Annotated in this window: 24 protein-coding genes and 1 other RNA gene; 10 read left to right on the top strand and 15 right to left on the bottom strand. The window is 71.7% G+C overall.

Annotated elements, in window-relative coordinates:
- Positions 1-93 precede the first annotated feature (93 nt).
- Complete coding sequence (locus MFF04_RS11645; protein WP_238275919.1) at positions 94-960, top strand: NAD(P)-dependent oxidoreductase; 867 nt, start codon at positions 94-96, stop codon at positions 958-960.
- 3 nt (positions 961-963) lie between these two features.
- On the opposite strand, the gene miaA is transcribed toward MFF04_RS11645, so the two are convergent.
- Positions 964-1,902 carry a tRNA (adenosine(37)-N6)-dimethylallyltransferase MiaA gene (miaA, locus tag MFF04_RS11640; protein WP_238275917.1) on the bottom strand — a complete coding sequence of 313 codons (939 nt, stop codon included), beginning with the start codon at positions 1,900-1,902 and terminating at the stop codon, positions 964-966.
- A 17-nt stretch (positions 1,903-1,919) separates the two neighbouring features.
- Between miaA and serB the strand changes: the two genes are divergently transcribed.
- The gene (gene serB / locus MFF04_RS11635) at positions 1,920-2,813 is read left to right on the top strand and encodes a phosphoserine phosphatase SerB (RefSeq protein ID WP_238275915.1); all 894 of its coding nucleotides are present in this window, start codon (positions 1,920-1,922) and stop codon (positions 2,811-2,813) included.
- A gap of 81 nt (positions 2,814-2,894) precedes the next feature.
- Here the strand turns inward: serB and MFF04_RS11630 are convergent, their stop codons facing one another.
- The 6 genes from MFF04_RS11630 to MFF04_RS11605 form a co-directional block, all read right to left on the bottom strand.
- Entirely contained in the window at positions 2,895-4,418 is a 1,524-nt protein-coding gene (locus MFF04_RS11630) for a Do family serine endopeptidase (RefSeq protein WP_238275913.1), read from the bottom strand.
- Positions 4,419-4,594: 176 nt separating this feature from the next.
- Positions 4,595-5,524 (bottom strand): protease modulator HflC, encoded by a 930-nt coding sequence (gene hflC / locus MFF04_RS11625; RefSeq protein ID WP_238275911.1) that lies wholly within the window; start codon positions 5,522-5,524, stop codon positions 4,595-4,597.
- Entirely contained in the window at positions 5,521-6,681 is a 1,161-nt protein-coding gene (gene hflK / locus MFF04_RS11620) for an FtsH protease activity modulator HflK (protein ID WP_238275910.1), read from the bottom strand. The genes hflC and hflK overlap by 4 nt, the downstream gene beginning before the upstream one ends.
- A 222-nt stretch (positions 6,682-6,903) precedes the next feature.
- Complete coding sequence (locus MFF04_RS11615; RefSeq protein WP_238275909.1) at positions 6,904-7,395, bottom strand: dihydrofolate reductase; 492 nt, start codon at positions 7,393-7,395, stop codon at positions 6,904-6,906.
- 27 nt (positions 7,396-7,422) lie between these two features.
- Complete coding sequence (locus MFF04_RS11610) at positions 7,423-8,217, bottom strand: thymidylate synthase (RefSeq protein WP_238275908.1); 795 nt, start codon at positions 8,215-8,217, stop codon at positions 7,423-7,425.
- Positions 8,218-8,285: 68 nt separating this feature from the next.
- Complete coding sequence (locus MFF04_RS11605) at positions 8,286-9,128, bottom strand: CPBP family intramembrane glutamic endopeptidase (RefSeq protein WP_238275907.1); 843 nt, start codon at positions 9,126-9,128, stop codon at positions 8,286-8,288.
- Here MFF04_RS11605 and ssrA point away from each other — a divergent pair.
- Together ssrA and MFF04_RS11595 are read left to right on the top strand one after the other, a co-directional pair.
- Positions 9,120-9,502, top strand: a transfer-messenger RNA (tmRNA) gene (ssrA, locus tag MFF04_RS11600). The two genes, MFF04_RS11605 and ssrA, sit on opposite strands and share 9 nt — an antisense overlap.
- Positions 9,503-9,569: 67 nt before the next feature.
- Positions 9,570-10,232, top strand: a complete 663-nt coding sequence (locus tag MFF04_RS11595; protein WP_238275906.1) for an SspB family protein — start codon at positions 9,570-9,572, stop codon at positions 10,230-10,232.
- Positions 10,233-10,239: 7 nt separating this feature from the next.
- Here the strand turns inward: MFF04_RS11595 and MFF04_RS11590 are convergent, their stop codons facing one another.
- Entirely contained in the window at positions 10,240-11,643 is a 1,404-nt protein-coding gene (locus MFF04_RS11590) for a cytochrome P450 (RefSeq protein ID WP_373320018.1), read from the bottom strand.
- Positions 11,644-11,744: 101 nt separating this feature from the next.
- Between MFF04_RS11590 and fumC the strand changes: the two genes are divergently transcribed.
- Genes fumC through MFF04_RS11575 form a run of 3 tightly spaced genes read left to right on the top strand, consistent with a single transcriptional unit; the run spans position 11,745 to position 13,593 of the window.
- Complete coding sequence (gene fumC, locus MFF04_RS11585) at positions 11,745-13,160, top strand: class II fumarate hydratase (protein ID WP_238275904.1); 1,416 nt, start codon at positions 11,745-11,747, stop codon at positions 13,158-13,160.
- A gap of 2 nt (positions 13,161-13,162) precedes the next feature.
- Positions 13,163-13,381, top strand: a complete 219-nt coding sequence (locus tag MFF04_RS11580) for a DUF4169 family protein (protein WP_238275903.1) — start codon at positions 13,163-13,165, stop codon at positions 13,379-13,381.
- The gene (locus tag MFF04_RS11575) at positions 13,378-13,593 is read left to right on the top strand and encodes a ribbon-helix-helix domain-containing protein (RefSeq protein WP_238275901.1); all 216 of its coding nucleotides are present in this window, start codon (positions 13,378-13,380) and stop codon (positions 13,591-13,593) included. The genes MFF04_RS11580 and MFF04_RS11575 overlap by 4 nt, the downstream gene beginning before the upstream one ends.
- A 58-nt stretch (positions 13,594-13,651) precedes the next feature.
- Here MFF04_RS11575 and MFF04_RS11570 read toward each other — a convergent pair whose 3' ends face one another.
- From MFF04_RS11570 to MFF04_RS11560, 3 genes are all read right to left on the bottom strand, one after another.
- Complete coding sequence (locus tag MFF04_RS11570; protein ID WP_238275900.1) at positions 13,652-15,025, bottom strand: heterodisulfide reductase-related iron-sulfur binding cluster; 1,374 nt, start codon at positions 15,023-15,025, stop codon at positions 13,652-13,654.
- 51 nt (positions 15,026-15,076) lie between these two features.
- Positions 15,077-16,261, bottom strand: coding sequence for a glycolate oxidase subunit GlcE (gene glcE, locus MFF04_RS11565; RefSeq protein ID WP_238275899.1), 1,185 nt, complete (start codon positions 16,259-16,261; stop codon positions 15,077-15,079).
- Positions 16,262-16,386: 125 nt separating this feature from the next.
- Positions 16,387-17,832, bottom strand: coding sequence for a lipopolysaccharide biosynthesis protein (locus tag MFF04_RS11560; protein ID WP_238275898.1), 1,446 nt, complete (start codon positions 17,830-17,832; stop codon positions 16,387-16,389).
- 109 nt (positions 17,833-17,941) lie between these two features.
- Between MFF04_RS11560 and MFF04_RS11555 the strand changes: the two genes are divergently transcribed.
- Positions 17,942-18,226: a hypothetical protein gene (locus tag MFF04_RS11555; RefSeq protein WP_373320017.1), complete on the top strand. Its 285-nt coding sequence runs from the start codon at positions 17,942-17,944 to the stop codon at positions 18,224-18,226.
- Positions 18,227-18,287: 61 nt separating this feature from the next.
- Here the strand turns inward: MFF04_RS11555 and MFF04_RS11550 are convergent, their stop codons facing one another.
- Positions 18,288-18,788 carry a GNAT family N-acetyltransferase gene (locus MFF04_RS11550; protein WP_238275897.1) on the bottom strand — a complete coding sequence of 167 codons (501 nt, stop codon included), beginning with the start codon at positions 18,786-18,788 and terminating at the stop codon, positions 18,288-18,290.
- A gap of 724 nt (positions 18,789-19,512) precedes the next feature.
- Here MFF04_RS11550 and MFF04_RS11545 point away from each other — a divergent pair.
- A complete protein-coding gene (locus MFF04_RS11545) occupies positions 19,513-20,679 on the top strand; it encodes a type III PLP-dependent enzyme (RefSeq protein WP_238275896.1) in 1,167 nt (388 codons plus the stop codon).
- 108 nt (positions 20,680-20,787) lie between these two features.
- Positions 20,788-21,336 carry a GNAT family N-acetyltransferase gene (locus MFF04_RS11540; protein ID WP_238275895.1) on the top strand — a complete coding sequence of 183 codons (549 nt, stop codon included), beginning with the start codon at positions 20,788-20,790 and terminating at the stop codon, positions 21,334-21,336.
- A gap of 9 nt (positions 21,337-21,345) precedes the next feature.
- Here the strand turns inward: MFF04_RS11540 and MFF04_RS11535 are convergent, their stop codons facing one another.
- From MFF04_RS11535 to fliM, 3 genes are all read right to left on the bottom strand, one after another.
- Positions 21,346-22,113: a MotE family protein gene (locus MFF04_RS11535; RefSeq protein WP_238275960.1), complete on the bottom strand. Its 768-nt coding sequence runs from the start codon at positions 22,111-22,113 to the stop codon at positions 21,346-21,348.
- A gap of 74 nt (positions 22,114-22,187) precedes the next feature.
- Complete coding sequence (locus MFF04_RS11530) at positions 22,188-22,739, bottom strand: DUF6468 domain-containing protein (RefSeq protein WP_238275894.1); 552 nt, start codon at positions 22,737-22,739, stop codon at positions 22,188-22,190.
- A 7-nt stretch (positions 22,740-22,746) separates the two neighbouring features.
- A complete protein-coding gene (gene fliM, locus MFF04_RS11525; RefSeq protein ID WP_238275892.1) occupies positions 22,747-23,961 on the bottom strand; it encodes a flagellar motor switch protein FliM in 1,215 nt (404 codons plus the stop codon).
- Position 23,962 lies beyond the last annotated feature (1 nt).

Here is a 23,962-nt window from a genome sequence, read left to right as displayed (position 1 = left end):
GGACCGGAGACGCCCTTTGACGGCCCCGAACCCGAAGCCTAGATCGCCTGGACCGCCGGCCGGCGGCAACGGGATCGCTCCGGAGACGGATGGATGGCGAAGGTCGCATTTCTCGGGCTCGGAGTGATGGGCGCCCCGATGGCGGGCCATCTCGCGGCGAAGGGCCACGCGGTCACGGTCTACAACCGCACCGGCGCCAAGGCCGAGGCCTGGGTGAAGGCCCATGGGGGCGCCCACGCGGCGACGCCCCGCGAGGCGGCGCGCGAGGCCGAGATCGTGTTCGCCTGCGTGGGCAACGACGACGACCTGCGCGGCGTGACCCTCGGCGAGGACGGTGCCTTCGCCGGCATGGATCGCGGCAGCGTGTTCGTCGACCACACCACGGCCTCGGCCGAGGTGGCCCGCGAGCTCGCCGCGGAAGCCGGCGGGCGCGGCCTCGCCTTCATCGACGCGCCGGTCTCCGGCGGACAGGCGGGCGCCGAGAACGGCGTGCTCACCGTGATGTGCGGCGGCGACGCGGACGCCTACGCCCGCGTCGAGCCGGTGGTCGCCGCCTATGCCCGCGCCTGCCGCCTGATGGGCCCGTCAGGCTCGGGCCAGCTCACCAAGATGGTCAACCAGATCTGCATCGCCGGCCTCGTGCAGGGCTTGGCCGAGGGCATCCACTTCGCCAAGCGCGCGGGGCTCTCGGTCGAGGACGTGCTCGCGGTGATCTCGAAGGGCGCGGCCGGCTCCTGGCAGATGGAGAACCGCGGCAAGAGCATGGACACGGGCAGCTTCGACTTCGGCTTCGCCGTCGACTGGATGCGCAAGGACCTCGGCATCCTCCTCGACGAGGGCCGCCGCAACGGCGCCTCCCTGCCGGTGAGCGCGCTGGTCGACCAGTTCTACGCCGAGGTGCAGCGCATGGGCGGCGGCCGCTGGGACACCTCGAGCCTGATCGCGCGACTGGAGCGCTGAATCCTAGTCCGCGAGGGCGGCTGCCATCGCCGCCTCCGGGCTCTGCCACTGCCAGGCATCGCCCATCTGGTGGCGAAACCAGGTGAGCTGGCGCTTGGCATAGCGGCGGGTGTCGCCCTGCCCGCGCGCCACCGCCTCCTCGCGGGAGATGCGTCCGTCGAGATGGGCGATGAGTCCAGGCACGCCGTGGGCGCGCATCACCGGAAGCATCGGATCGAGGCGGCGCTCGCGTAAGGCTTGCGCCTCGTCGAGAGCCCCAGCCTGCATCATCGCCAGGAAGCGGGCGTCGATGCGCGCCCGCAGGGCTTCCCGCTCCGGCGCCAGGAAGATTTTTCGCAAAGGTCGCCCGGCGAGCGGGCCCGGCACGCGGGTGCCGTGGAACGCCAGGATCGAGCGGCCGGTGGCGGCGTGGATCTCGAGCGCCCGCATCACCCGCGCCCGGTCGCTCGGCCGCAGGGTCCCGGCCGATTGCGGGTCCCGCTCGGCCAATGCCGCGTGCAGGGCCGGCGTCTCGCGCGCCTCGCAGAAGGCCCGGATTTCCGCGCGCACCGCCTCCGGGACGGTCGGGAGATCGGAGAGCCCCTCCTCCAGGGCGCGGAAGTAGAGCCCGGTGCCGCCGACGAAGACCGGCAGCCGTCCGTCGAGCCCTTCGAGAAGCGCGGCCACGGCGCGGGCGTAGTGCCCGGCGGAGAAGTTCACGGCGGCGTCGACCGTGCCGTAGAGCCGGTGGGGCGCCCGCGCCTCCTCCTCCGGAGTGGGACGGGCGCTGAGCACCCGCAGGTCGGCGTAGACCTGCATCGAGTCCGCGTTGACGACGACGCCCCCGTGACGGATGGCGAGCGCCGTCGCGAGCGCCGACTTGCCCGAGGCGGTCGGCCCTGCGATGAGGATCGCGGCCGGCCGGTCGGCGCGGGTCGGCGCCCAGGTCGGCGGTTGGGACACGTTCGGAGGCCCTCGCGATGGCTTTGGTCGCGGTCCTGATATCAAACCCGGCCCGCCCCGCCATCACCGACGCCGTCCTCGCCGAGGCGCGGGCCGTGCTGCGCACGCGCCATCAGCCCCGCATCCTGCACGGAGAGGTCGCCGCGGAGCTGCTTCTGGACGAGGACACGGCCGAGAACGCGGAGGCGGCGCTGCGCGCGGCCCTAGGCTCCGAGCCCATCGATATCGCAGTGCTTCCCGCCGACGCGCATCGCCGCAAGCGGCTGCTGCTCGCCGACATGGATTCGACCATGATCGAGCAGGAATGCATCGACGAGTTGGCGGATACGCTCGGCCTCAAGGGGACGGTCGCGGCGATCACCGAACGGGCGATGCGGGGCGAGATCGCCTTCGAGCCGGCGCTGCGCGAGCGCGTCGCCCTGCTCGCCGGCATCGAGGCCGCGAGCATCGACGGGCTGATCGCCGAGCGCCTGACCCTGACCCCCGGCGGCACGACCCTGGTGCGGACCATGCGCGCCCACGGCGCCCGCACCTGCCTCGTCTCCGGCGGCTTCAGCCTGTTCACGGGGCCGATCGCCGCGCGGATCGGCTTCGAGGAGGAGCGCGCCAACCGGCTCGGCCTCGCGGAAGGCCGCCTCGACGGCACCGTCGCCGAGCCGATCGTCGGACGCGCCGCCAAGCGCGAGACCCTGATCGAGCTGCGGGAGAAGACGGGTCTCGGCCCCGCCGCGACGATGGCCGTCGGCGACGGCGCGAACGATCTCGACATGCTGGCCGAGGCCGGGCTCGGCGTCGCCTTCCGGGCGAAGCCCGCGGTGGCCGCGCAGGCGCGCGCCCGGATCGAGCACGGCGACCTCACCGCCCTTCTCTACCTCCAGGGCTACGCCGCGAGCGCGTTCGTCGCGGCCTGAACGAGAAAGCCGGGCCCGACCGGACCCGGCTTCCGCAATCTCAGGTGGCTTCCCGCCGAACCAAACCCGGCGGGCGGCGTGCTACTCCAAGCCGACCGCCACGAAGCGTACGTCGCCGCCGGCTGCCGCCACGAGGAGCAGCACCGACTTGCGGCCCTCCTTCTTGAGGGCGTCGATCCGCTTCGAGACGTCGGCGGGGCTGTTCACCGCCTCCTGGCCGACCTCGACCACGGTTTCGCCGGGCTGGATGCGCTTGTCGGCCGCCGTCGAGTTGGGGTCGACGCGGGTGACGACGACGCCCTTGACGGTGTCCTTGATCGAGTAGCGCTTGCGCAGCTCGTCGGTCATGCTGGAGAGGTTCATGCCGAGCACCTGCCGCACGGCGCTCTCGGCCTCGGGCTGGCGCAGGCTCGCAGGCTTGGCCTTGTCGGTGCCATCCTCCAGGCGCCCCAGGGTCACGGGCTTGGTGGTCTCCTCGCCCTTGCGGACGATGACGACGTCCACGGTCTTGCCGACGGGCGTCGCCGCGACGATGCGCGGCAGGTCGCTCGAGGCCTTCACCGCGTCGCCGTTGAAGCGCACGATCACGTCGCCGACCTCGAGACCGGCGGTCTTAGCCGGGCCCTTCTCGTCGACGCCAGCCACCAGCGCGCCACGGGCGCCGCCCTTGAGGCCCAGCGCCTCGGCGGTAGCGTCGTCGACGTTCTGGATGCGCACGCCGAGCCAGCCGCGGCGGACCTCGCCGAACTCGCGGAGCTGGTCGATCACGGGCTTGGCCGTGCCCGAGGGCACCGCGAAGCCGATGCCGACCGAGCCGCCGGTGGGCGACAGGATCGCGGTGTTGATGCCGATGACCTCGCCGTTCATGTTGAACAGCGGCCCGCCGGAGTTGCCCTTGTTGATGGCGGCATCCGTCTGGATGTAGTTGTCATAGGGGCCGGACTCGATGTTGCGGCCCCGCGCCGAGACGATGCCGGCCGAGACCGAGCCGCCGAGGCCGAACGGGTTGCCGATGGCGATCACCCAGTCGCCCGGCCGCATCGTGTCCGAGTTCCCGAAGGGCACGGCCTTGAGCGGGCGCTCGGCGGTGGGCTTCACCCGGAGCACGGCGAGGTCGATCTTCGAATCCTTGCCGACGATCTCGGCCTTCAGCTTGGTGCCGTCGCTGAGGATGACCTGGATGTCGTTGGCGTCGCCGATGACGTGGTTGTTCGTGACCACGATGCCGGAGGCGTCGATGATGAAGCCGGAGCCGAGCGAGTTCGACTTGCGCTGAGGCCGGGGCGCCTCGCCCTCGCCGCCTCCGCCGCCGCCACGGCCGCCGCGGCGGTTGAAGAACTCCTCGAACAGGTCCTCGAAGGGCGTGCCCGGCGGCAGCTGCGGGCCGGCGCGCCCGGCCCGCGCCTCGACGGTGGTCGAGGCGGAGATGTTCACGACGGCATCCGTCACCTGCGCGGCGAGGTCGGCGAGCGACTCGGGGCCCTTGGCGAAGGCGGGCGGCGGCAGGGCGCTGCCTGCGACGGTCGCGCCGATCAGGAGGGCCGCCAGCATGGCGCGGGCGCGCTGCGGACGGCGCGCCGGGCCGGCGCTCGCGGGGCAAGGCATGGTGCTGATCTCCAAGGAACGGTCCCTGTCCTGTGCGGGGCCGCCCTTCGGAAGGCAGCCCCTGGCTCGGCGCGTCGCGATTCCGCCCGGAGCGGCCCATGCCGCGTCGGCCCGTGGCCGCGGCGGGTCGGGAGCTCTTAGATCGGCTCCCGGCCCGGTGGTTCAAGAGTCGCGGGTCAGCGCGTCGCGCCCGCGGTCGAGCCGGTCGTTGCGGCCCTCCCCCGGCCCTGCGGATCGCCGAAGTAGCGGAAGAAGTCCGAGTTCGGGCTGATCACGAGGCGGGTGTCCGAGCCCTTGAGCCCGGCCTCGTAGGCCTGCATCGAGCGGTAGAAGGCGAAGAAGCCCGGATCCTTGCCGAAGGCCTCGGCGAGGATGCGGTTCTTCTCCGCGTCGCCCTCGCCGCGCAGCTCCTCGGACTTCTGGTTGGCCTCGGCGAGGATCACCGTCACGTCGCGGTCGGCCTTGGCGCGAATCGTCGCGGCAATCTGGTCGCCGTTGGCGCGGATGTCGGCAGCCTCGCGCTTGCGCTCGGTCTTCATGCGCTCGTAGACGGCCGAGGAGTTCTGCGCGGGCAGATCGACGCGGGTCATGCGCAGGTCGACGATCTCGACGCCGAGCGACTTCGCCTGCCGGTTCACGTCGTCCTGGATCTCGTTCATCAGCCGCATGCGGTCGGTCTTGACGATCGCGTCGCGGGTCGAGCGGGCGAGCACGTTGCGCAGGGACGAGTTGGCGAAGCTCGCCAGGCGCTGGTTGGCCAGCCCCAGGTTGCCGACCGACTGGTAGAAGCGCAGCGGATCGGTGATCCGGTAGCGGGCGAAGGCGTCGACCTCGAGATTCTGCCGGTCGGCGGTGAGCAGCGTCTGGACGGGCAGGTCGAGGTCGAGGACCCGCTTGTCGAAGATGATCACGTTCTCCATGAACGGCAGCTTGAAGTAGAGGCCCGGCCGGTCCTCACCGGTCTGGTTCAGCACGGCGCGGACGCGGCCGAACTGGAGCACCAGCGCCTGCTGCATCTGCCCTACGGTGAAGACCGAGGCGTAGAACGAGACCGCGAGAAGGGCCGCGATGACCACGAGCCCGGTGCGGAGCGCCTGACGGTTCATCGCGTGGCTCCCCCCTGCTGGCCGGCGGTGCGGGTGCCGGGCTCCGTGAGGGGCAGCACGGGCAGCACGCCCGCCGCGGCGGCATTGGCGCCGCCCGGCCCCGACTGATCGATGATGACCTTGTTCACGGCGCCGAAGACCCTCTCCATGGTCTCGAGGAAGATGCGCTCGCGGCTGACCTCGGGGGCCGTCTTGTAGGACTCGTAGACCTGCCCGAAGCGGGCCGCCTGACCGGTGGCGTCGGCGGTCGACTGCGTCTTGTAGGCCTCCGACGCCTGGACGATCTGGGAGGCGCGGCCGCGGGCCTGCGGGACCTCGCGGCTGGCATAGGTCTTGGCCTCGTTCTGGACGCGCTCGGCGTCCTGCTGGGCGGCGTTCACGTCGATGAAGGCGGGCCGCACCTCGGGGGGCGGGTTGACGCTGACGAGCTGCACCACCTCGATGCGCACGCCGGCCCCGTACTCGTCCAGCGCGCTCTGAGTGATCTCCTTGACCTCCTGGGCGACGCTCGACTGCTCGTTGGTGAGGATCGCCTGGATGTTGCGCCGGCCGACCACCTCGCGCATCGCGCTCTCGGCGATGGCCTTGATGGTGCCCTCCGGGTTCTGGAGGTTGAACACGTAGTCCGAGGCCTTGAGCGGGTTGACGCGCCACTGCACCTCGAAGTCGAGGTCGACGATGTTCTCGTCGCCGGTGAGCATCAGGCTCTCCTCGGGCAGGTCGCGGGGGCGCGCCTGCGCGCCGACGCCGGCCCGGTAGCCGATCTGGATGGAGTTCACCTGCCCCACGTTCGGCTTCACGACGCCGCCGACCGGATAGGGGAAGTTGTAGCGCAGGCCCTCACCCTTGGCGCCGACGTAGCGGCCGAAGATCGTCTCGATGCCGACCTGGTTCGGCGCCACGGTGTAGAAGCCGGTAAGCAGCCAGCCGCCCGCCACGAGCGCGGCCACGAAGAGCAGGCCGCGGCCGCCGCCGAGGGAGCCGCCCCCGCCGGGGATGACGCCGCGCAGGCGATCCTGGCCGCGACGGAGGAGATCCTCGAGATCAGGCGGGGTCTTGCCGCCGCCCCCGCCGCCCCAGGGCCCGCCGCCGTTCCCGCTGCCACGGCCCCAGGGTCCGCCCCCGCCACCGCCGCCGCTCTGATTGCTCCAAGGCATCCTCGACGTGTTCTCCTGATCTCGCCGCGGGGCACCCGCGCCATCCGGACCGCGTCCTCATCGCCTGATGGAAACTTCGGGCCGTCTGCGGGCGCCCTGCACCTGAGGGAGAGCGCTCCGTCCTGTCAAGGCAGGTGGGCATCGCCCACGGCCAAGGCAAGCCGCTCCGGCCGCGACCGGTCGCCCCTGGATGGAAACGGGATTAACGCGGGGCCCCGCGCGTCACCGCGTCCGTTCGAGATCGATATAGGTGAAGGCGTGCTCGTCGCCCTCCCCCGGGGCGTGCGATTCCCGCAGCGTCTCGCGGTAGGCGGCACGATCGTACTCGGGCAGGAACGTGTCGCCCTCGGGCTCGGCGTCGACCTCGGTGAGATGGATGCGGTCGGCCACGGGAAGCGCCATGCGGTAGATCTCGGCCCCGCCGACGACCATCAGCTCCGGCGCGTCTCCGGCGGCCGCCAGCGCCGCCTCCCAGTCGTGGATCGCGACGATCTCGGGGGCCTCGAAGCTCCGGTCGCGGGTCAGCACGATGTTGCGGCGGCCGGGCAGCGCCTTGCCGATGGAGGCGAAGGTGCGCCGGCCCATCAGGATCGGCTTGCCCATGGTCAGCGCGCGGAAGCGGCGCAGATCGCTGCGCAGGCGCCAGGCGAGGCCGTTGTCGCGGCCGATGACGCCGTTGCGGGCCGCCGCGACGACGAGGGTGACGAGGGGCATGGGGCTCTCGAGGGAATCGAACGAAGCTCAGACCGCGACGGGCGCGGCGATCGCGGGATGAGGGTCGTAGCCCTCGATCGTAATGTCCTCGAAGCGGAAGGCGAAGAGGTCCGTCACCTCCGGGTTCAGCCGCAGGCGCGGCAGCGGCCGGGGGGCGCGGGCGAGAAGCGTGTGGGCCTGCTCCCGATGGTTCAGGTAGAGATGCGCGTCGCCGAAGGTGTGGACGAACGCGCCCGGCCGCAGCCCCGTCACCTGCGCGATCATCGCGGTCAGCAGCGCGTAGCTCGCGATATTGAAGGGCACGCCGAGGAACACGTCCGCCGAGCGCTGGTAGAGCTGGCAGGAGAGCCGCCCCTCGGCGACGTAGAACTGGAACAGGCAGTGGCAGGGCGCCAGCGCCATCTTCTCCAACTCGCCCGGATTCCAGGCGCTGACGACGAGCCGGCGGGAATCGGGGTTGCGGCGGATCTCATCGACGACCCAGGCGATCTGGTCAACGGTGCCGCCATCGGGCTTCTTCCAAGAGCGCCACTGCGCCCCGTAGACCGGGCCGAGGTCGCCATTCGCGTCCGCCCACTCGTCCCAGATGGTGACGCCGTTCTCGCGGAGCGCGGCGACGTTGGTGTCGCCGGCCAGGAACCAGAGCAGCTCGTGGACGATCGAGCGCAGATGCAGCCGCTTCGTGGTGACGAGGGGGAAGCCGTCCGAGAGGTCGAAGCGCATCTGGTGGCCGAACACGGAGAGCGTGCCGGTGCCGGTGCGGTCCTCCTTACGCACGCCCTCGTCGAGGATTCGCCGGATCAGGTGGTGATAGGGCTGCATGGCGCGATCCTACGCGATCCCGGCGCGGCGGTGCCAGGGCCGGACGGACCCCGGCCACAGGCTTCGGGTCAGGTCCCGAGCGGCCAGAGCAGGTAGGCGATCGAGACGAGGTTGCTCCAGCCGTGCAGGCAGATGCAGGGCCAGAGCCGGCCGGTGCGCCAGCGCAGCCAGCCGAGCGCCAGGGCGAGCGGCACCAGCGAGAGCGGTTGGGTGAGGTTGAAGGAGACCGCGTGCACGCCTGCGAAGATCGCGGCGGTCACGAGAACGGCGCCGGGCCCGCCGAGCCGCCGCAGCGCCTGGGCGAACAAGGCGCCGCGCATGAGAAGCTCCTCGGCCGCCGGCGTCAGCACCACGACCGTGAGCAGCCAGAGCGCGACGAGGGACGGCGTCAGGGCCGGCGAGAGGCGGGTCCCGCCCGGCGGCAGGTTCGCTCCGGAGATCGCGGCGGTGCCGCTCACCCAGAGGATGTGGAGGACGGGCCAGACCAGCAGGATCGCCAGCAGCCGCGCCGGCCGCATCCCGTTCGGCCGCATGCGGTCGAGGGCGAGGGCGCTCCGCCAGCCGCCGCCGACGCGCCAGACGGCGAGGCCGACGACGATTCCCGCGAGCAGGACCTGGCGGAGCACGTCGACGGAAAGACCGCGGGCGGCGAGCCGAGTCGAGCCCGGAAACGGCCGCCTCGCCGAGGCGACGAACGGATCGAGCCCCTCGTAGAGATCGGCCCCGACCCGCACCAGCACGACTGCCGCGAGACCCGCCACAGCGAGGCAGGCGACGGCCTGGATCGAGAGCCAGAGCAGCGTGCGCAGGATCTCGCCCGGCGACGGCCGCGAGCCGGTCTCGCGCGCCGCTGCGGCCTCCGCGGACGGCGGCGGCGGATCGATGGCGAGAGGCGCAGGATCGGGCTTCAAAACCGACGCGATCCCCCCTATATTCGATCTCGCCGGCCGCAAGGTCGGCTATGGCGATAAACGGTCTTCGGAATAAACCTATCGGACCCGGGGGCGGTACCCGGCGCCTCCACCGGAACCCAGGGCTTTTGGACGCATCGGCGGCGTTCGGATCGTTGGGTTGCGGCGGGGGCGAAATAGGATCGACGAGGGCGTAAAGGTTGATCTTTCGCTCGGCATGGTTCCGCCGTTATCGGGCCTTTGCAATAGTTGCCAACGACAACTTTGCTCCGGTGGCGGTGGCCGCGTAAGCGGTCCCCAATACCAAATTAAGTCCTAGCGGGTAGCTCCGCATAGGCGGGGTTCGGAGGCACCTGGCAACAGAAGCCTCCACTTTAATTCTCCCGCCCGGTGCGCTGGCCGCGGCCTGGCCCGCAGGCAGCCCGGACAAAGCGACCGCCGATGGCAGACGACCTGATCCGCTACGATCTTCTGGTGCAGGACGCGCTGCGCGGCGTCGTCCGCAAGGTGCTCACCGACGCGGCCCGCGATGGGCTCGCGGGCGAGCACCACTTCTACGTCTCCTTCCGCACCGAGGCGCCCGGCGTGCGCATGTCCCAGCGGCTTCGCGAGAAGTACCCGCAGGACATGACCATCGTCCTCCAGCACCAGTTCTGGGACCTCACGGTCAACGAGCACACCTTCGAGGTCGGGCTGTCCTTCTCCGGCATCCCGGAGCGGCTGCTCGTGCCCTTCGACGCGCTGAGCGGCTTCTTCGACCCCTCCGTCCAGTTCGGGCTGAAGTTCGATCTCGCGGAGAACGCCGAGGCGACCGAGGAGGGTGCCGCGCCGGCCCCCGCTCCGACGCCGCTCGCGGCTCCGAAGACGAGCCCCCGCGGCGCCGCCTCCGAGCCGAGCGAGACCAAGCCCACGGCGCTCCCCGCCATCGGCAAGGCCGGCCCGAAGGTCGTCCCGGCACTCGCGCAAGACGGTCAGGAGAAGGGCGGCCAGGACAAGGGTGGCCCGGACAAGGCCGACAAGCCGGCGGCCGCCCGCAAGGACGAGGCTCAGCCGGAGGCCGGCGCCGAGGTCGTCAGCCTCGACGCCTTCCGCAAGAAGAACTGACGCCCGCTCAGCGGCGCCGGATCGACAGCCGGAGCCCGTCCGAGGGCCGCAGCGTCACCCGCTGCACCGGCAGCACCGGCGGATGGCCCTCCGGCAGGGCGAACGCGACCGCGCGCGCGATGTGGGCGAGCAGCAGCACCGCCTCCTGCAGCGAGAAGCTCTGCCCGATGCAGACCCGCGGCCCCGCCCCGAAGGGCAGGTAGGCGTAGCGGGGAATCGCGGCCCGCGCCGACCCGAGGAAGCGCTCCGGCACGAAGGCCTCCGGGTCCTCCCAGAGGGTGCGGTGGCGATGGAGCACGTAGGGCGCCACCATCACCACCGATCCCCGCGGCACCTTGATGCGCCCGAGCCGGTCCTCGCCGAGCGCCTGCCGGCTCAGGAACGGCACCGGCGGGAACAGCCGCATCGCCTCCTCGATCACGGCCTTGGCGAAGGGCAGGTCCTCGACCGCGAATCCGTCCTGCGAGCCCGCGGCGTCGACCTCGGCCCGCAGCCGCTCCGCCGCCGCCCCGTCCTGCGAGAGACAGTAGAGCGCCCAGGTGAGCGCGTTGGCGGTGGTCTCGTGGCCGGCGGCGATGAAGGTGACGATGTTGGCCTTCACCTCGAGATCGGTCAGCCCCTGCCCCGTCTCCGGGTCCTGCGCGGCGAGCAGCAGGGTGAGGAGGTCGCGGGGCGCGCGATCCGCCTTCATCAAGGCGCGGCGGCGCTCGATCAGTTCGTCCACCACCTCCTCAAAGAAACGTGCCGCGGGCCGCGCCTTCAGCCGGCCGAGGCGCGGCACGAAGGCCGGAACGCCGAACACATCGAGGGGGTCGATGGGGCCGACCGCCTCGAGGAAGCGGGTGATGGCGCGGCCGAGGGCGTCGGGGTCGCTCGGCAGGCCGGTGGTGAAGATCGTCCGCTCCAGCACGTCGAGGGTGGCCCGCGTCATCTCCAGCGCGACGTCGGCGCTGCCGCCGTCCCGCCGGGCGAGGCGCCGGGCGAGGCGGGCGCCGGCTCCGTTCATGGCCTCCGCGAAGCCTTGCACGGTGCGCGCGGAAAAGATCGGCGCCAGGGTCCGGCGCTGGAGGCGCCACTCCTCGCCCTCCGCGGTGAGCAGGCCGTTGCCGAGCCCCGGCGCCAGGACGCGGCGCTGGAGATCGTCCTTGCGGTAGTTGGCGGCGTTCTCGACGAGGACCTGCCGGATCAGCTCGGGATCGCTCACCAGGGTGATGCGTCCCATCGCGCCCTCCGCCGCGACGAGGGGCGCGGTGAAGTGATCCTCCGTCCAGGTCGCGACCGGGTTCGCCCGCACCGCCTTCAGGAAGGCGAAGAGCCCCAGCGGCTCCCGCAGGGGCGGCGGCACGGCCGGGCGGAAGCGGCGGGCATGATCCGTCGCGGCGGGCAGCAGGGTCGGGGACGCCAAGCGCAAACACCTCGCGGGCTTTGTCGGAGCGGGCCGGGGAGCGCCATCGCGCTCGCGTCCGCCCTTGGTTAAGTAGGGGCCGCGATTCCCACGACGTAGAGGCCACGATGGCGCAGGACACGACCGAGACCGCGACCCGCATCGAGTCCGACACGTTCGGGCCCATCGAGGTTCCGGCCCATCGCTACTGGGGCGCGCAGACCCAGCGCTCGATCCAGAACTTCCGGATCGGCACGGAGCGGATGCCCGCGCCCCTCGTCCACGCGCTCGGCCTCGTGAAGCAGGCCGCGGCGCTGGTGAACAAGGATCTCGGCCAGCTCGACGCCAAGGTCGCCGACGCCATCGCCGCCTCCGCCGCCGAGGTGGTGGCCGGCAAGCACGACGACGAGTTCCCCCTCGTCGTGTGGCAGACGGGCTCGGGCACCCAGTCCAACATGAACGCCAACGAGGTCATCGCGAGCCTCGCCAACGAGAGCCTCGGGGGTAAGCGCGGCGGCAAGTCGCCGGTGCACCCGAACGACCACTGCAACCGCGGCCAGTCCTCGAACGACACCTTCCCCACCGCCATGCACATCGCGGTCGCCCGCGAGATCCAGGAGCGGCTGCTGCCGGCCCTGACGCACCTCCACGAGGCCCTCGACGCCAAGGCGAAGGCCTTCGAGGGCGTCATCAAGATCGGCCGCACCCATCTCCAGGACGCGACGCCCGTCACCCTCGGCCAGGAGTTCTCCGGCTACGCAGCGCAGGTGGCGCTCGGCGGCGCGCGCATCGCCGCGACGCTGCCGGGCGTGCTGGCGCTCGCCCAGGGCGGCACCGCCGTCGGCACCGGCCTCAACGCGCACCCGCAATTCGCGCAGGCCTTCGCGGCGAAGGTCGCGGAGCTGACGGGCCTGCCCTTCACGTCGGCCGAGAACAAGTTCGAGGCGCTCGCCACCCACGACGCGCTGGTGTTCACGCAAGGATCGCTGACGGCGCTGGCCTCGGGGCTCTTCAAGATCGCCAGCGACATCCGCCTCCTGGGCTCGGGCCCGCGCTCGGGGCTCGGCGAGCTGTCGCTGCCGGAGAACGAGCCCGGCTCCTCGATCATGCCGGGCAAGGTCAACCCGACCCAGTGCGAGGCCCTGACGATGGTCTGCACGCAGGTCGTCGGCAACGGTGCCACCGTCGCCATGGCCGGCAGCCAGGGGCATTTCGAGCTGAACGTGTTCAAGCCCGTCATCGCCAACGCGGTGCTGCAATCGGTGCGGCTCTTGGCCGATGCGGCGGTGAGCTTCGCCGACAACTGCGTCGCCGGGATCAAGGCCAACGAGGACAGGATCGCCGACCTGATGAGCCGCTCGCTGATGCTGGTGACGGCGCTCGCCCCCTCGATCGGCTACGACAAGGCCGCCGAGATCGCCAAGACCGCCCACAAGAACGGCACCACCCTGAAGGAGGAGGCCCTGCGCCTCGGCTACGTGACGGCTGAGGAGTTCGACCGGGTGGTTCGGGCCGACACCATGCTCGCCCCGAGCGCGGAGTAGCGATGGCCGAGATCGTCAACCTGCGCCAGCGCCGCAAGGCGTTGGAGCGAGAGGCCAGGGAGAGGCAGGCCGCGGAGAACCGCCGCCTGTTCGGCCGCCCGAAGGCCGAGCGCCGGGTGGAGGAGGCACGCCGAACCACGGAGGCCGAGCGCCACGAAGGCCACCGCCTCGGCTCGGGCCCCGACAACGAGATGCCTGACGAGAAGCCACCGGAACGGTGAGCCGCGGCATCCTCAAGCGCTCGGTGATGATCGCCGGCCATCGTACCAGCGTGACCCTGGAGGAGCCGTTCTGGACGGTGCTCCGGGAGATCGCGGCGGCACGCAGCCTCTCCGTCGCGGCGCTGATCGGCGAGATCGACGGCGCCCGCGACGGACAGAACCTTTCTTCGGCGATCCGGGTGTTCGTGCTGGAGAGCGTCCGCGCCCCTTAGCTCCTGCGATGCCGCATTTTCTGGCGCCGAACCGGAAGCCACTTCGGCGGAAAATGCTCTAATGAAGCCGGGGTGTGACGCCCTCCAGCGCCTCGGGCTTCGGACCGCCCGTCGCCCAGTCGAGCAGCTCGACGGTGTGGACGATCGGGATGTCGGTGCCCTTCCCGATCTGGGTGACACAGCCGATGTTGCCGGTGGCGATGAGGTCCGGACGCACGCGCTCGATGTTGGCGACCTTGCGGGCGCGGAGATGGGCGGCCAGCTCCGGCTGGAGGATGTTGTAGGTGCCCGCCGAGCCGCAGCAGATATGGCCCTCGGGCACGTCCTTCACGGTGAAGCCAGCCTGCTTGAGGAGCGCCTTCGGCTCAGTGCGGATGCCCTGGCCGTGCTGCATCGAGCAGGCGGAGTGGTAGGCCACCACCATCTCGCTCTCCTCGACGGGGGGCATCAGGCCGATCGAGGCGACGTACTCGGTGACGTCCTTGGCGAGCGCCGAGACGCGCCTAGCCTTCTCCGCGTAGGCGGGGTCGTCGCGGAACATGAAGCCGTAGTCCTTGATCGTGGTGCCGCAGCCCGAGGCCGTCACCACGATCGCGTCGAGGCCCTCGCCGTCGATCTCGGCGATCCAGGCGTCGATGGTGCGCTTCGCCTGCGCGTGGCTGTCGCCCTCGCGGCCCATGTGGTGGGTCAGCGCCCCGCAGCAGCCCTCCCCTTTCGGCTGCACCACCTCGACGCCGTGGCGGGTGAGCAGCCGGATCGCGGCCTCGTTGAAATCCGGTCGCAGCACGCTCTGCGCACAACCCCGCAGCAGCGCGACGCGACCCCGGCGGCCGGTCGGCGCCGGCTCGCCCTGGATGATCGCGGAAAGCTCGAGACTCGCGGTGTCGGCGGGGAAGGTGCCCGGCCGGTCGGTCGGGTTGCGGATCGGCAGCGCCGCGGGCGCGAGGTCGAGCATCGCCGCGAGGCGGTTGCCGACCCGCGGCAGCCGCGCGACGAGCGGTTTCAGAGGTGAGGCCAACTTGGCGCCGAGAAGCGCCAGGCGGAAGCGGTTCGGGTAGGGGAGCACCTGCGCGAGGACGGCCCGCATCAGCCGGTCGGCGAGCGGCCGGCGGTAGGTCTGCTCCACATGCGCGCGGGCATGGTCGACGAGGTGCATGTAGTGCACCCCGGAGGGGCAGGTCGTCATGCAGGAGAGGCAGGAGAGGCAGCGGTCGACGTGCTTGACGACCTCGGCGGTTGCCGCCTTGCCGCCCTCCAGCATGTCCTTGATCAGGTAGATGCGTCCGCGCGGCGAATCGAGCTCGTCGCCGAGCATGAGGTAGGTCGGGCAGGTGGCGGTGCAGAACCCGCAATGGACGCAGGTGCGCAGGATCTTCTCGGAGGCCGCCATCGCCGGGTCGGCCAACTGCGTAGGCGAGAAATTGGTCTGCACCGGTCCCGATCCTCGTGATCCCGGCCTTCGATATGGCCGGGAAGCTCTGTCCTACACGCCCGCGTACATGCGGCCGGGGTTGAAGATGCCCAACGGATCGTGGGCGGCCTTGATGCCGCGGGTGAGGCGCATCAGCGGCTCGGCGGGCGGCTCGAACACGGGCACGGCGGCGCGCACGGCGTCCGGCGCGCGCACGAGCGTGGCATGGCCGCCGTGGGGCTTGAGCGCCTCGCGGATGGTCTCGGCGCCGGCATCGCCTTCCGCGCCGGTCGCGAACCAGACGAGGCCGCCGCCCCAGTCGTAGAAGACACGGGCCGGGCGCGCCTGCCCGATCGCTGCGGCGACCGCCGCGCCCGAGGTCGGCGCCGTCGAGAGGCGCCAGACCGCCTCGCTGGTGCCGGCGAAGGGGGTGGCGTCGCGCACTGCCTGCCAGAGAGCCTCGGACAGCTCGCCCTCGATGAGGTCGGCGGCGCCGTAGCGCTTGAGCACCCGGCGCAGCTCGCCGGCGCGGTAGTCGATCGAGGCGGAGAAGCCCTCGATGCGCAGCAGCGTGCGCGCGGCATCCCCTTCGATGCCGGCGGGCAGGTGCGCCGCGCCGGTCAACTCGAAGGGCGAGCCGAGCCCGGCGCAGAGCGCCTCGATCGCCCGCGCGTCGTCGAGGCCGTGGAGGACGAGCGTCGCGACGCGCTCCGCCCTCGGCAGGACCTTGAAGGTCACCTCGGTAAGAAGGCCAAGAGTGCCGTAGGCGCCGGCCATCAGCTTCACGAGGTCGAGGCCGGTGACGTTCTTCATCACCCGGCCGCCGGACTTGATCGCCTCGCCGCGCCCGTTGACGAAGCGCACGCCGATCAGGCTGTCGCGGGCCGCTCCCGCGTTGATGCGGCGGGGACCGGAATTGTTGATCGCCGCGACGGCGCCGAGCGTCGGCTCGCCTTTGGAGCCGAAAAGTGCCCGGTGGTCCACGGGCTCGAAGGGCAGCATCTGGCCGCGCCCGGCGAGCAGCGCTTGGACCTCGGCGAGAGGCGTGCCGGCGCGAGCCCCGACGACCATCTCGGCGGGCTCGTAGAGGGTGACGCCGGAGAGCCGCCGCGCCGAGAGGGTCGCCTCGTCCTGCGCCGGGCGGCCGAGACCGCTGCGGGTGCCGCCGCCCTCGAGGCGCAGGCGCTCGCCGCGCGCGACCGCCTCGGCGACGACCGCCGCAGCCTCGTTCTCCGCCCCCGGCTCGTAGAGACGCATCGTTTCCTGCCCGACCGGCGCTCGTGCGGCGCCGCCTGGAACGATTCAATGCCCGATCGGGCCGCCGTTTCAAAGAGCCGGGATGCCGCTGCCCCGAGCCGGCTCTTGAGGCCGCGCCGCTTCCGTCAGGACGCCCGCGGGACCCGGCGCAGGGCGCGGACCTCTGCGCGCGCCATTCCCCGCAGTCCCGCGACGTCGAAGCGCCAGACGAGCGCGCCGTAGAGAAGGACGCCGAGGGGCAGGCAGACCGCCAGGGTCAGGCTCGGCGCAAGGCCCCGGAACGGCAGGAGGACGAGGCCCATGGCGAGGCTCGCCGCCGCCGCCGCGCCGATCTCCCGCCAGGGCAGGCGCAGGCGCTCCGGTCCCCTCAGCACCCGCAACGCCAGCCACAGGAAGGCGCCGGCAAGCGCGACGGTCTGGGCGAGCGCCACGCCGTGCGCGCCGAGAAGCGGCGGCAGCAGGGCGAGGCCGAGCCCGTCGAGGCCGAGCCCGACCAGGGCGGCGGCGACGACCGGCCCCGTCCGCCGCCGGATCTGGAAGACGGGGCTCAGCGCGAAGCTCGTCAGCGCGAGCACGAGGAAGCCCGGGATCAGCAGCGCAGCGTAGGCGGCGAAGGGTCCGCGATACGCCTCCGGCACCACCAGCGCCTCGACGGCCGGCAGCACGACCCAGAAGCCGACCGCGCAGGGCAGCAGGACCGCCGCGAGGACGGCGGCGTTGCGCGCCACCTGCGCCTCGGCCTCCGCCCGGCCGTGCCGCTCCTCCGCCCGGACCGCGAGCTGGAACAGCAGCAGGTCGAGGGCGATGCCGAGCGTGCCCAGCGACCGGCCGGCAATGTCGCCGGCAAGCGCGAAATAGCCGGCTTCGGCAAAGTCCGCCCATCCCGAGAGGGCCCAGCGGTTCAGGAAGGGCAGCAGCTGGTAGATCGCCGTCGCGGCGATGAGGGGCAGGCCGTAGGCGGTGAACAGGCGCCAGGTCTCCCGCAGCCGCTCCGGCGGGACCGGCCGCCGGGGATCGCGCAGGGGCGTCTTGAGAAGCAGCACGGCGAGAAGCTGGCTGACGCCGGCGGCGGCGAGCACCCAGGCCGGCTCGCGCAGGAACCAGGCGGCGCCCGCCATCAGCGCGACGGAGGCGAGGCTCTTGAGCATTGTCAGGCCGAGATAGAGCCGCCCCTCGAAGCGGGCCCTGGCGAGGGCGAGGTGATAGTCGAAGATGCCGCTGCCGAGCCCGGCCAGTGCCGTGCCCGCGAGCATCGCGCCCCGGCTGCCCGCACCCGCCTCGATGCCGAGGCCCGCGCAGATCATCGCGGCGGCGAACAGTACGAGAGCGAGGGCGAGATAGGCCCGGTCGAGCCCGTAGCGGATCCAGGGTGCCTCCTCACGGGTCCGGCCCGAGTAGAAGCGTGTCGCCGACAGCCGCAGCCACTCGAACAGCAGCGTGTTGAGGACGATCGAGCCGGCGGTGGCCAGCGCGAAGCGGCCGAAATCCGCCGGCCCGAGCAGGCCGGCCACGAGCAGGCCGAGCAGCACGCTCGTGGACGCGTTCAGCGCGAAGGCGAGGATGACGGCCATGGCGGGCCCCGGTTGGAAGCCTCCTGGGACTTATCCTTCCACGCTGAGGAGCGAGGGGAAAAGAACTCCTTAAACCGAGGCTCAACGACGCACGGAACCGTTTGACGGGATGGACCGTTCTGAGCCCAGCTTCAACCAGTTCGAGGTCATGGATATGCGCACGTCACTTCTCGCCGGCGCCGTTCTCGGCTCTCTCTTCGCCGCCCAGGCGGCCACCGCCCAGACCACCGTCATCGAGCGCCGCGGCGCCGACGTCGTGGTGGATCGCCCCGCCACCACCTCCACGACCCGGGTCGAGCGTCGCGAGTCGAGCGACGGCTGCGCCACCAAGAGCGTGACGAAGACCAATGACATGGGCGACCGCAAGACGGTCACCAAGGAATCCTGCGACTGATCCGATCCGCCCGTCCCGGACGGATCATGGAGCCCGCTCCGGCCCTGCCGGGGCGGGTTCTCTACGTCTCGAGCAGCTTCTCGTAGCGCCAGGCTTCCATGCCGTCCTCGTAGTAGTCCTGCACGACCTTGAAGCGGCGGTAGCCCCGGCGCTCGTAGAGGCGGATGCCGGCGGCGTTGTCGGCACGGACCTCGAGCCGCAGACGGTCGCAGCCGTGCCGGCGCCCCTCCTCCTCGCAGGCCGACAGCAGCCGCCCGCCGAGACCGAGGCCGGAGCGGGCCGGCGACACCGCGATCGAGGACAGTCGGATGCTGCGGGCGTTGGCCCGCCGCTCCAGGGTCGCCGCACCGACGAGCAGCGGCGGGACGCCCCTCTCGGCGAGCAGCGCGACGAGCAGCGTCATGCTCGGCGAGCGGATGGCGTGGCGGATCGCCCGGCGCTCGGCCCGGTCGCTCTGGAAGGCAGCGTGCTCCAGCGCGACGAGAGCGTCGAGATCGTCGATTCCCGCCTCCCGCAGCACGAGATCCTGCGCCGGCTCAGCACGGGCTGCGGACGTGTTCACGGGCGGGCTCCACGCGCACGATCGAAGCTCCGCCATCCGCTTCCCATCCGCACGCACCCGCTCCGATCCTGGCCGAATCACCCGGCTTTCCGTCAGATGCGCCCTTCCCGGATCCTTGGGAAGCCCGCCCCCGAACGGCCGTGCGATGCATGTGCGCAACAGCCTGAGAAGAGCGGGGATTTTCGCGGTTTCCGCAGCGGTTTTTCCTTGCTGACCGGGCGCGCCGAACCTATATCCCGCCTGCCCAATTTCGCACGTGCCTGTGGCCGCGTGTCGGTTGGTGGGCATCCGGCCAACTGCCGGACAGCCGCCAGGGGTCTTAAAGGATCGATGGTCGACAGGGTGGATTCCCTCCGGCCGGCATCCAGGTGGCGACACCGGACCCCGACAACAACCGGCAGCCGGAGGCGAAACCGGCGAACCCCGCTCTCCACGGGGGACGCAGCTTAAAGCAACGACGAACGGGCTTTTTTGGTCTCGTCGGCCCTCCAAAGGCCGGCACCGAAGAGGCTTGTTTCTCCTTGCCCGGCGTGCGGTTGGGGTCTCCCCATCCAATCCACGGCAGCTTCCGGGTGCTCTGCGCCCGCCGAGCCCTTGCGCGTCTCCAAAGCGCGCGCGGCGGCGGCGACGCATCGCCCCCTGACGCCGGACGGCTTGTATAGCCGTCTACCGATTCGACATCGGTCCCTGCGCGGGGCCGCTCGAACCTGTGGTGGGGCCGACCATGACCGATCGCATCCGCGACTTCCTGCGCGCACGCCGCGACCTCGGCCGGGACGAGGGCCCGGTGATGGTGCTCGACCTCGACGTCGTGCGCGAGAACTACACCGCCTTCGCCCGCGCGCTCCCCGACACCCGCGTGTTCTACGCCGTGAAGGCGAACCCGGCGCCGGAGGTGCTGCGCCTGCTCGCCGAGATGGGCTCCTGCTTCGACACCGCCTCGGTCGCCGAGATCGAGATGGCGCTCGCCGCCGGCGCCACCGCCGAGCGCATCTCGTTCGGCAACACCATCAAGAAGGAGCGCTGCATCGCCCGTGCGCTCCGGCTCGGCGTGCGCTTGTTCGCCGTCGACTGCGAGGTCGAGACCGACAAGATCTTTCGCGCGGCTGCGGAGGTTGGTGTCGAGGCCGGCGAGGTGCAGGTGTTCTGCCGCATCCTCTGCGACGGGGCCGGCGCCGACTGGCCGCTCTCGCGCAAGTTCGGCTGCGAGCCCGAGATGGCGGTGAGCGTGCTCGAGCACGCCCATGTCCGGGGCCTCCAGGCCTACGGCGTGTCCTTCCACGTCGGCTCGCAGCAGGGCAACACGGAGGCCTGGGACGGGGCGCTCGCCTCCGCCGCCATGATCTTCCGCGAGTGCGCGCTTCGCGGCATCGGCCTGTCGATGGTCAACCTCGGCGGCGGCTTCCCGACCCGCTACCTCAAGGCGGTGCCGGGCGTGGACTCCTATGGCAACGCGATCTTCCGGGCGCTCACCAAGCACTTCGGCAACCGCCTGCCGGAGACGATCATCGAGCCGGGCCGCGGCATGGTCGGCAACGCCGGCATGATCGAGGCGGAGGTCGTGCTCGTCTCGAAGAAGTCGCGAGGCCAGGACGAGGTGCGCTGGGTCTATCTCGACATCGGGAAGTTCGGCGGGCTCGCCGAGACCATGGACGAGTCGATCCGCTACCGCGTCCGCACGGAGCGGGACGCGGACGATGCCAGCCCCTGCATCCTCGCCGGCCCGACCTGCGACTCGATGGACGTGCTCTACGAGCGCGAGCACTACCCGCTGCCGGTCTCCCTCTCGATCGGCGACAAGGTGCTGATCGAGGGCACGGGCGCCTACACGACGACCTACGCGGCGGTGGCCTTCAACGGTTTCCCGCCCCTCCAGCAGATCGTCATCTGAGCGCCCGTCACCGGCCGTTCATTCCCGATCCGTAGACATCCCGGGCGGCGCTCGAAGCCGCCCGGTCCCTCGCCTCTCCCTCCGCAGCGTTCCGGGGAGTCCGCAGCCATGATCGAGATCCGCGACCAGCACCTCGGCGACGTTCCGGCGCGCGAGCGCCTGCTCGACACCTGCTTCGGGACGTCCCGCTTCGCCAAGAGCTCGGAGCGCCTGCGCGAGGGCCGCCGCCACGCGGACGGGCTCGCCCTGTCGGCGATCCGCAACGGTCGGCTCGTCGGCACCGTGCGGCTGTGGCATGTCGAGGCCGGCCCGGCCCGCCCGGCGCTGCTGCTCGGGCCGCTCGCCGTCGATCCCGCGATCCAGCGCCAGGGGCTCGGCAGCGTGCTCATGCACGCCGTCCTCGGCCGGGCCGAGGCGCGGGGCCACGGCGCCGTGCTGCTCGTCGGCGACGCTCCCTATTACGCCCGCTTCGGCTTCGAGCAGGGACCGGCGGCGGAGCTGTTCATGCCCGGCCCCTTCGAGCGCGCGCGCTTCCTCGGCCTGGAGCTGCGCCCCGGTGCGCTCGCCGGCGCGAGCGGCGTTCTGCGCCCGACCGGCGTGCCGCTGCCGGTGGACGTGCCGGCCGTGGCGACGGGCGCGCGACGACAGGCGGCCTGAGCCTGGAGATCAGCGGGCGCCGGCGGGATCGATCGCCGGCAGCTCGCTCGGCGGCAGCGCCTGAGCGGCCGCCTGCGGCTTGCCCTCGACGCCGCGGGCGCGGTTGGCGAGCGCCACGGTGAGGCGCTCGGCGGAGTCGGGCTGCATCACGGCGAGCACCTCCGCCATCTTGCGCGGGTTCATGGCGAGCACGAGGGGCACCAGCACGTCGTGGCCGAGCCTGTCGAAGACGCGGGCGGCGTCCTTCGGCTTCATGGTCTCGTACATGGTGACGATGTTGCGCAGGCCGGCCTTCTCCGCCTCGGCCTTGCGGCCGCCGCTGCCGTCGGCCTTCTCCTCGGCCTCCTTGAGGCTGCCGAGATCGGTCTGGAGCTTGCGCTCGGCCTCGCCGATCAGCTTCTCGCGCAGGTCGAGATCCTCGCTGCGCGACTTCAGCGCGTCGCGCCGGGCGCCGAGCTTCTCGAGCAGCGCCTTCTCGGTGGGTGACATCGGCTCCGGCCGCTCCGGCTGCGGCAGGGGCGGCGGCTCGGTCTTCTTCTCCTCCGGCGGCTTCGAGACCGAGCCGGTGGTGGCGGGGTCGGGCAGCTCGTAGCCGGTGCGGGCCTTGGCGAGACTGCGGGCGAACTCGGGCAGGGACGCGCCCGGATCGGCCGTCTCCGTCGAGAGCCCGATGAGCTTGAGCACGAGCAGCCCGCAGGCGGCGAGCACCACGGCATCGATCAGGCGCAGGCGCACCGGACGCGGCTGGCGCAGCCGCGCCTTGCCGAGAGGGCTCATGCGCCTGCCGGCCGCCTTTGCGCCGGATCTGGCCGCGACGCGGGCCGGCTGCGCGACCGTCTTGCTCGTCTGGCTCACGCGGCCCGGCTCCGGAGGCGCCCGAGCGCGCGCTCGGACATGGCGAGCGCCGCCGCCGCGGCGAGGCCGAGGCGCTCGCCGTTGGGCGTCGCAGGCGCGGCGGGCGGGGCGGGGCGGGCGGCCGGCTCGACCATGACGGCGGGAACGGGGGCGATCGCCACAGGTGCCATGACGGGCGCGGCCGGCACCACGGGGACGGCACGCGGCGCGGCCTGCGCGGCGCCCGCCTGGGAGACGATGGCGCGGATGCGGGCGAGCACGCCCTCGCCGGCCGCGATCTCGGCGGCAAGCCCCTGCGCGGAGAGCTCGGCGGCGCCGATGCGCTCGGCGAGCGTGCGGTCGCACTCGTCCAGCGCGCCGCGCAAGCCGGCGATGGCCCGCTCGGCGGCGCCGGTGGCGCTCATCAGGTCGGCGATGGTGCGCTTGAGGGCGGCCTCATCGCCCTTCAGCTCGGTGATGCGCCGCGACAGGCGCACCGAGCTGACGATGGTGGCCACGAGCAGGATCGCCACGAGGACGTCCGCGACGAGGGAGACGAGGAAACTCATGGCCGCGCTACCCGTCGTTCCGGCTGTTCATGGAGGCCTCGAAGGCCTGGATGGTGGTGCGGGAGCGGCGCAGCGGCCGCGTCACCTGCACGGCGATGTTGTCGTCCACCCGCCCGATGCGCCCCTGCGTCAGCGCCCAGTCGCCGCAGCGGACGGTGATGGGATCGCTGGGCTTGGCGTCGAACATCAGCGTGTCGCCGACCTTCAGCTCCATGACCCTCTTCAAGGGCAGCGTGACCTCGTGGAGCACGGCGCGCATCGAGACGTCCGCCTGCCAGACCTCGGTGGCGAGGTGGCTCTCCCAGATGTGGTCGCGGCCGAGCTTCTCGCCCATGAAGCTCTGCATGAGCAGTTCACGGATCGGCTCGATGGTCGCGTAGGGGAAGGCGATCTGGAGTAGGCCGCCGCGGCCGTCCATGTCGAGGCGCAGCCCGATCAGGATGGCGGCGTTGGCGGGCCGGGTGATGGTGGCGAAGCGCGGGTTCGTCTCGATGCGGTCGATGCCGAAGCGCACCGGCGAGATCGGCTGGAAGGACAGCTCGAGGTCGCCGAGGATGATCTCCACGAGGCGGCGCACGAGCTGCATCTCGATCGTGGTGAAGGGGCGCCCGTCGAGGCGGCTCGAGGAGCCGCCGCGCTTGCCCCCGAGCAGCAGGTCGAGGGTCGAGTAGGCGAGGTTCGACTCGACGGTGACGAGGCCCGAGTTCTCCCAGGCGTCCGCGCGGAACACGCCGAGCAGCGTCGGCAGCGGGATCGAGTTGAGGTAGTCGCCGAAGCGGACCGAGGTGATGTTGTCGAGGGTGACCTCGACGTTGTCCTGGAAGAAGTTGCGCAGCGAGGTCGACAGCAACCGGGTCATCCGGTCGAAGACGATCTCCAGCATCGGGAGGCGTTCGTACTGGACGACGCCCGAATCGACGATGGCGCGCACGCCGCCCGCGCCCGAGGCCGACAGCTCGCGCAGCGAGAAGCCGAGGACCCCGTCGATCTCCTCCTGGTTGAGGATGCGGTCGTTGCCGGCGAGCTCGGGGAGGTTCTCGGTCTCCCCGTCCTCGATCATCGTCGCCCATTCGGCGGCGACGTCGCTGGCGTTGCGCGTGGTGCCCTGCTCGGCGAGCGCCGCGCCCCACTCCTCGGCGAGCGACGCGTCGCCGCCCTCCGCCCCCTGCTCCAGCAGGGCGGCGGACCAGTCGTCCTCCATGTTCGGATCGTCGGGTTCCATG

Origin of the sequence: Methylobacterium jeotgali, from assembly GCF_022179345.1 — a bacterium.
GTDB classification, from domain to species: domain Bacteria; phylum Pseudomonadota; class Alphaproteobacteria; order Rhizobiales; family Beijerinckiaceae; genus Methylobacterium; species Methylobacterium jeotgali.
This window is presented reverse-complemented; position numbering and strand designations above follow the sequence as displayed.